The organism is Martelella alba, from assembly GCF_005217455.1.
Classification (GTDB): Bacteria; Pseudomonadota; Gammaproteobacteria; order Enterobacterales; family Enterobacteriaceae; genus Acerihabitans.
Window position 1 is genome coordinate 44,615 of record NZ_SZPQ01000035.1, and the last position, 7,039, is coordinate 51,653.

Consider the following 7,039-nt stretch of genomic DNA (forward strand, 5'->3'; position numbering starts at 1 on the left):
TGACTACGCCGTGTTATTGCCAGTCGCGGGGCGGCTTATGGTATTTAGCGTATAACCAGGCCAGCGGCAGTTTCAGCCGCTATCGCGCATGATCGGGTTAAAGGATTGAACATCGATCTGTCGCCGGTTTCACGGATACCGAACGTGAAATCGCAATGAGAGGGATAACCAGGGATGAACATTTATCGCCCTTTATGGAATGAAGGGACTTTGCTGGCGCCTCAGCAGTTTCAGCAACAGTCGGAATGGGAGTCCTTCTCCCGCGCCGGATTGTCATCGCTCGCCAGCCCCTTCCCTTGGGGAGTGGAGCGCGTGGAATTGAATGATGCGATGCTGGCTTCCGGCCGCGTGCAGGCGCAGTACCTGCGTCTGTGGCTGCCTGACGGCACGCTTATTGATACCCGCCGCAGCGATTTGCCGCCAGCGCCGCGTTCGGTCGCTGTGCCGGCCCAGGGACATGAAGAAAGCGTGACCGTATTCGTTGCCCTGCCGGTCATGCAGTCCGGGATCGTCAATGTACAGACGAAAACGACGCCAACCGAGCGTCCGTTACGCTACCGTGAAGAGTGGGTGACGATACCCGATGTCTTCGGTCAGGAAGAAGAGCCAATGGCGGTGGCCCGCTTCAATCTGGCCTTCCGCTTTCATCATGAAAATAACGATGCCTGGCAGACTTGCCCCATTGCGCGCTTGTTTCGCGACGGCAAGGGGGGCTGGCGTCAGGATCCGGATTATGTGCCGCCAATGGCGCTGTTTTCCGCCAGCCATCTGTTATGTGAACGGCTGGCGCTGCTGAACCGTCAGTTGCGCTCCCGCCGTCGGTATCTGATGGCTTTGCGCCGGGAAAGCAACGAACGCATGGCCGATTTCGCCGTGGCCGATGTCACCTTATTCTGGTTACTGAACGCGCTGAACACCCATGCTTGCGCTCTTTCTGAAATTGAACGGTTCCCGGCGCGCCACCCTGAACAGGTGTGGGCCGAGCTGGCGCGTCTGGCCGGCAGTATGCTGACCTTTTCACTCGATCGCGATCCGGACGCTATTCCAGGTTATGACCATCTGGCGCCGGAGAACAGCTTCCCGCCGTTGTTTGAACTTATCAGCGAGCTGCTTGAATCCGGCCTGCCGTCCCGCGTCGTCCCGGTGAGCATGACTCGCCAGGATGAACAGACCTGGAAAGCCGTTTTGCACAATATCCGTCTGCGTGAAGACACCGATTTCTATCTCTCCGTCCGGTCGACCCTGCCCGCCTGGCAGGTGGCCGAGAAATTTGCCGAAATGGCAATGGTCGGCACGCCGGACGCGGTAGGGCGAATTTCCGGTGTGGCGATGGAAGGCATCGGACTCATTTTATTAAGCCGGGTCCCCGCGGCGTTGCCGGTGCGGCTGGAAAATCAGTACTTCGTGCTGGATATGCAGAGCCGGGCGGCGCGCGACATGCTGGAGCAGGGGGTGTGCCTGTTCTACGTGCCTTCGCTGCTGGGCGAACTTGAACTTGAATTGTTCGCGGTGCCGCGCTCATGAGCAAGGATATTGATATCGACAGTCTGATGATGGATACCTGGTTTACGGTGGCGCAGTTGCGCCCTGCTGGATGAGGCGGTAATGAACCGTAAGTCTGCCGCCACCCGTGTCGGTGATAGCAACACAGTGGCGGAAGTTACCGAGACAGAAGGGGATGAAGGGGCGAGGGCCTGGCGCGCCGCCCCGTTGCAGGCTCGGTATTTCGGCTCATTACGCGCCGGTGGCGCGCTATATGACCGAATTGCCGAGGTTTTGCGCCAACCGTCTCCGGTTCCGGCCGTGCTGGCCTGTTATCAACGTGTTCTGGCGCTGGGATTTCAGGGGCAATTCAGCCTCCGGGGCGAGTGCCGCGAGCAGCGGGAAAAAATCCTCGCTTCCCTCAATGCGCGGGTTCCGCCGCTGAACCCGACGGTATCCCTGGTGGTGCATGAAACCGGGAAGCGTCGTTGCGGTCTCTTGCGCTCCCTGTGGTTCTGGATCGTTTTGGCGGTGATGCTGACGACAGTGGCCTGGATCAGCGGCTACCTGTGGCTACAGGCACTGCTGCGCCACGAACTTCCGGAGCTGCATTAATGCCAGGATCCGCGTGGTTACGGACAGCCTTTCCGGCTTTGATCTGTCTGGTCGCCGTGCTTTGGCTGGTCTGGGGATATCTGCGGCTTTCCGTAATATTGAAAGGCGCTCTCACGGTACTGAGCGTCATTGCGGCCCTGTTGCGGATAGACCGTCATGATCGCCGCCGTTTCCCGGCGAGCCGGCAGGCTGAAGTTGGCATTTACCCGCCGGCGAATTTTAGCGGACCGGTTCTGCTGGTCTGCGGCGATATCAGTGACGACCTCTTTATCAAAAGCGCATGCCGCACCACGGCGCGGGGGTGTTACCTGCGTGTCGGACCCGCGGAGCGGCTGAGCGCATTCGCCGGCAGGCTACTGGCCCGCGACCCCCGCATGGCCGGGCAACTGGTGGTGATGTGCCGATGCCTGCCGTATTTGTTCCACGCGATGGACATGCTGCGGCAGGTCGCAATGGATGAACTGTCCAAAGCCGATAGGCTGTGTCCCGCCATATCCCCGTTCGTCGTGGCGCTCCGGGTCGGCGCCGTGCGTACTACCGCCCGGGCCGTATGGCCGCAATGGCTGTTTCGCCATTCGCGACTACTGCCGTCGATGGCGACGGCGCCTCATCCTTCGCCGTGGCATTTCGCCGATCCGGTTCTGCCCTTGTTTGCGTCTGATTTTATGCCTCTTCAGGACAGTAAAACCGGATGCCGGGTGGTCATGGCGCTAATGCTTTGCGCGCTTGCCGGCATTGGCCTGTCGGTAATGCATAACCAATCGCTTATCCTGCGGATCGGCGCTGACCTGCAACGCTGGCAGGTCATCCCAACGACAGATTACGTCCATAAGGCGCAGTCACTGCTAGCACTGCGACGAGATGCCCTATTGCTGGAACGTTGGCGGCGCCAGGGCGAGCCGCAGCGTTACGGCCTTGGCCTGTATCCGGGCGAGCGTCTGTGGTCGAGCGTCCAGCAAGCCATTGACAGCCATGCGCCGCTTCCGAGGCCCAAGGCCAGATCGTTCAACACCCCCAAACGCGGCGCGGCGCCGGAGATCGTCCGCCTTGACGGCATGTCGCTGTTTGATTCCGGCAAATCGGTCCTGAAAACCGGATCCACCGGGACGCTGATGGCCTCTCTGGCGGGAATCAAAGCCAGACCGGGCTGGCTCATTGTGGTGGCCGGCCACACTGACAACACCGGCAGCCCGGCGCTGAATCAGACGCTGTCCATGAAACGCGCCGAAGCGGTGCGAGACTGGCTGCGAGACGCCGGCGCTATCCCGGAAAGCTGTTTTGCGGCGCGGGGCCATGGGGCGAGTCGCCCGATAGCGGGCAATGACACCGCGAAAGGACGCGCGGCTAACCGCCGCGTCGAAATCAGTCTGGTACCGCAGGCCAATGCCTGTCAGATACCGGGCAACACTCTGGCGCCATCGCAGGATGACGGCAAATCACATCATAAAGGAGAGCGGGTTTCGCGCAATGTCGAGTAGACGGCGCCCACACCGCGAAAATCCGACCTGATGCGCTTTGGTTACAGCGATGGGCGGTAGCGTGCCTGAACGCACCCCCGACAACGGGTTAGCCCCTCCGGGAGCCCAACCTGTCCTGCCGCGTTGTCTTAACCTTTGCCTGTCCGGACACTGTATAGGGAAATAACCATGGATAATTCTACGCTTGTACCGGGGCGGGGCAACATCGACAAACTGCGTGGTCTGTCGCGCTATGGCATCGATGTACATGACTGCCCCCATTTTCTGGATGTTCTGGATTTCCGGGCCGAGGAGAAGCTCAGCGAACCCGGGTATTACGCGGTCACAGTGACCTGTGCGGTGGATGATATTGCCGGAGACATGCTATTGCTGAAGCCGGCATCGTTCACTTTTCTGGCGCCGCAGGGTAACGGCATGCCCGCCGTGCCGATACGCACCGTTTTCGGCGTGGTTCATGCCTTTCAGCGACTGCGCGCGTCTGTGGATGAAACCCGCTATACCCTGACCATCGTACCGCGCATTGCGCTACTGCAACACACAAAACGCAGTGAGATCTACCTTAACCAGACAGTGCCCGAGGTGGTGGAGTCCCTCCTGCGCTCCCATGGTCTGTCGGGGGTGGATTTCGAGTTTCGCCTGTCGCAACCCTATCCGGTGCGGGAACTGGTGACGCAATGGCATGAAACCGATCTGGCGTTCGTTCAGCGCTTATTGGCCGAAGTGGGTATTTTCTGGTGTTTTGAGATGGATACGCGCCTTGAACAAGACGTGGTGATTTTCCAGGACAGCCCGCGGCAGTACGGATTCGGCATGGCATTGCCGCTCATTGCACCGTCGCATACCAACGATAACGGCCAGTTCAGCGTCTGGGATATCCATACGCATCATCGCGTGGTCACGGGCCTGGTGACCACCCGCGATGACAACGCTCGCCAAGGACGGATATCACAAGACAGCATCGCTTCCATCCCCGTGGATGACGGCATCACGGCGGGCGAAGCGTATCGTTATTACGCCGACCCCCCTCAGAATCAAGACGATACGGAGAGCGCGGAGAATAACGCCTTTTACGCCCGTCTGCACCATGAGCGCATTTTGAATGGACGACAGGTCATCGTGGGAAAAACCACCAGTCCAAGGTTGATGCCTGGAAACGTGTTGGAGCCGCTGGGCATTCTGCCGGCGAACCTGAAAAAGGGTATCGTTATCACGGGCGTAAAAAGCGGCGGCTCCCGCAGCCGCGGCTTTCGAATGGCGTTTACCGGGATCCCTTACCGTGAATCCGTGTGCTATCGCCCGCCGCTGCGACGTCGCCCGGTCATTGCCGGTACGCTGCCGGCGCGTGTGGAGAGTGCGGAGAAAGGGGACATCTACCCTTGGCTGGATAACCAGGGCCGTTACCGGGTGAAACTTGACTTTGACCGCAGTCATGGCGAGCGGGGGTACGCTTACCTCTGGTTGCGTATGGCAAAGCCGTATGCCGGTAACGGTTATGGTTTTCACTCGCCCCTGCTAGACGGTACCGAGGTCTCGGTGATGTTCGATGGCGGCGACCCTGATCGCCCGTATATCGCCCATGCCCAGCACGATGCGGGCCACCCCGATCACGTGACCCGCGACAACCATACCCGCAACGTCTGGCGTACCCCGGCAAACAATAAACTGCGCCTTGAGGACAGGCGCCAGGCAGAGCATATCAAGCTTGCTACCGAATACGGCAAGACTCAGCTTAATATCGGCCACTTGGTCAATAGCGAGCGCAAGCGGCGCGGGGTTTGAACTGCGAACGGATGAATTCGGCGCGGTGCGCGCCGCCCGCGGCGTCTACCTGACGCGGATGCCCAGATAAAAGGGCAGGGACAGGTGCTGGAGATGAGCTCGGCGGTGAATCAACTGTTAGAGGCCAACAGGCAAATGCAGGCGTTGAATGGGGCGGCGGAGCAGGCGCAAGCGTTGACCTGCGATATTCAGGCACAACATAACCTGCTGCGCGACCGGTTGGAGGCATTGAAGTCGGCCGTGGTAATGGCCTGTGCTCCACAGGGAATAGCCTTCACCTCCGGGGAACATATCCAACTGACCAGCGCGCAAAATACGATGATTAACGCGGGCCGGCACCTGGATATGGGGGCGATGAACAATATCACTGTCAGCGCGGAACAGGCGTTGGGGCTGTTTGCCCATCAATCCGGGGCGAGACTTATCGCCGATCTGGGGGATATCGAGGTGCGCGCCCAGCACGGCCGGCTTGAAATGAGCGCCGAGCAGCAGTTCACCATCGCCAGCGGCAAGGATGAAGTGGTTATCAGCACGCCGAAAACTCTGACGCTTAATGGCGGGGGAGCTTATCTTAAGCTGAGTCAGCATGGCATTGAACACGGCACTCACGGAGATTTCGTGATTAAAGCGGCACGCTATCAGGTGCCGATGACGGCCGCGATTCTGCAAAGCGAGAGGCCTGCCTGCGATAAATCCCTGCTTGATCTTCTGCCGTCCGCGACAGAAGACAACCTGTCGCGCTAAGGATGGCTGAAATGAAAATCTGTTTCCCCGCCCGCAACAAAAACAACGAACACTACGCCACGCTGGATGACATGATGGGATGCCTCGCTCGTGAGACGCATGGCTCCTGGCTGGCGGGGACTAACCGGATGTGGCATGGCGGTATCCACTTGACGGAAACCTCGGCGCCGGGCGCCATGCTGAGGGCCAGGGCGATGGACTCGGCCTATCCGTTGCAATGCATGGCCGATGGCGAGGTGGTGGCCTGGCGCGTTAACAGGGATTATCTGGGAAATACCTATAACGGCCAGGCTTTACGCTACTCGACGACTTTTGTGCTGGTGAGATCCCTCTGTCGGCCAGATCCGCGAAACGACAGAACCTGGCTTGAGTTTTACTCGCTATATATGGGATTGGCGCCATTATCGGCATTTGTGAAACGTAAGTGCATGAGAGTGATCGCCTCTCGAGGCGTCAGAAAACGCCAAGCTGGCAAAAATGACACTTACCGGACACAAACAGGCGTAGGACCAGTGCCGCCGGCTCAGGGCATTCTCGCGAAAGATTGCCGAGTTTTGATACTTGAGGAGTCCAGATTTACAAATCACGGCGAGAATCAGCCGTTTGGACTGGCACGGGAGCTTGACAAGGAAGGGCGAGTCGTCGGCAAGGCCTTTTGGGTGACCACGCTGCCAGAGAACATGATCGCGGAAGGCGAGCACTACACGCATTTACCGGCATGGATGCAATATGCTGTCGCACAGGGAAAATTTGATGCCGTGGTACAACCTGCCACAAGGCTTGCAATACAGGCGGGGGATGCGATCGGATTCCTCGGGGAGGAAATCGTACCGGCCGGCAACGGGAAAACCAGCCCTGGCGCTTATTGAACCGCCCCGGTTTTCCGGGAGAGTATTTTAGTTGGGAACTCAGGCTGCCAGATCCTTATTCCCGATGGAAGC

Annotated in this window: 5 protein-coding genes and 1 pseudogene; all 6 read left to right on the forward strand. The window is 59.2% G+C overall.

Annotated elements, in window-relative coordinates; genetic code table 11:
- Window positions 1-174: 174 nt before the first annotated feature.
- The 6 genes and pseudogenes from tssK (at window position 175) to FCN80_RS19830 (ending at window position 6,967) form a co-directional block, all read left to right on the forward strand.
- Window positions 175-1,524 (forward strand): type VI secretion system baseplate subunit TssK, encoded by a 1,350-nt coding sequence (gene tssK, locus FCN80_RS19810; protein WP_136992016.1) that lies wholly within the window; start codon window positions 175-177, stop codon window positions 1,522-1,524.
- Between the two features lie 33 nt (window positions 1,525-1,557).
- The gene (locus FCN80_RS19815; RefSeq protein WP_306767905.1) at window positions 1,558-2,097 is read left to right on the forward strand and encodes a DotU family type IV/VI secretion system protein; all 540 of its coding nucleotides are present in this window, start codon (window positions 1,558-1,560) and stop codon (window positions 2,095-2,097) included.
- Window positions 2,097-3,575 carry an OmpA family protein gene (locus FCN80_RS19820; RefSeq protein WP_136992018.1) on the forward strand — a complete coding sequence of 493 codons (1,479 nt, stop codon included), beginning with the start codon at window positions 2,097-2,099 and terminating at the stop codon, window positions 3,573-3,575. The genes FCN80_RS19815 and FCN80_RS19820 overlap by 1 nt, the downstream gene beginning before the upstream one ends.
- A gap of 168 nt (window positions 3,576-3,743) precedes the next feature.
- A pseudogene (locus FCN80_RS19825) lies at window positions 3,744-5,424 on the forward strand (type VI secretion system Vgr family protein).
- A gap of 35 nt (window positions 5,425-5,459) precedes the next feature.
- Complete coding sequence (locus FCN80_RS26950; protein ID WP_230492801.1) at window positions 5,460-6,098, forward strand: DUF2345 domain-containing protein; 639 nt, start codon at window positions 5,460-5,462, stop codon at window positions 6,096-6,098.
- A gap of 11 nt (window positions 6,099-6,109) precedes the next feature.
- Window positions 6,110-6,967 (forward strand): hypothetical protein, encoded by an 858-nt coding sequence (locus tag FCN80_RS19830; protein ID WP_136992020.1) that lies wholly within the window; start codon window positions 6,110-6,112, stop codon window positions 6,965-6,967.
- Window positions 6,968-7,039: the final 72 nt, after the last annotated feature.

Coding starts and splice junctions, on each gene's coding strand:
- tssK (WP_136992016.1), top strand. CDS start 175: ATGAACATTTATCGCCCTTTATGGAATGAAGGGACTTTGCTGGCGCCT.
- FCN80_RS19820 (WP_136992018.1), top strand. CDS start 2,097: ATGCCAGGATCCGCGTGGTTACGGACAGCCTTTCCGGCTTTGATCTGT.
- FCN80_RS19830 (WP_136992020.1), top strand. CDS start 6,110: ATGAAAATCTGTTTCCCCGCCCGCAACAAAAACAACGAACACTACGCC.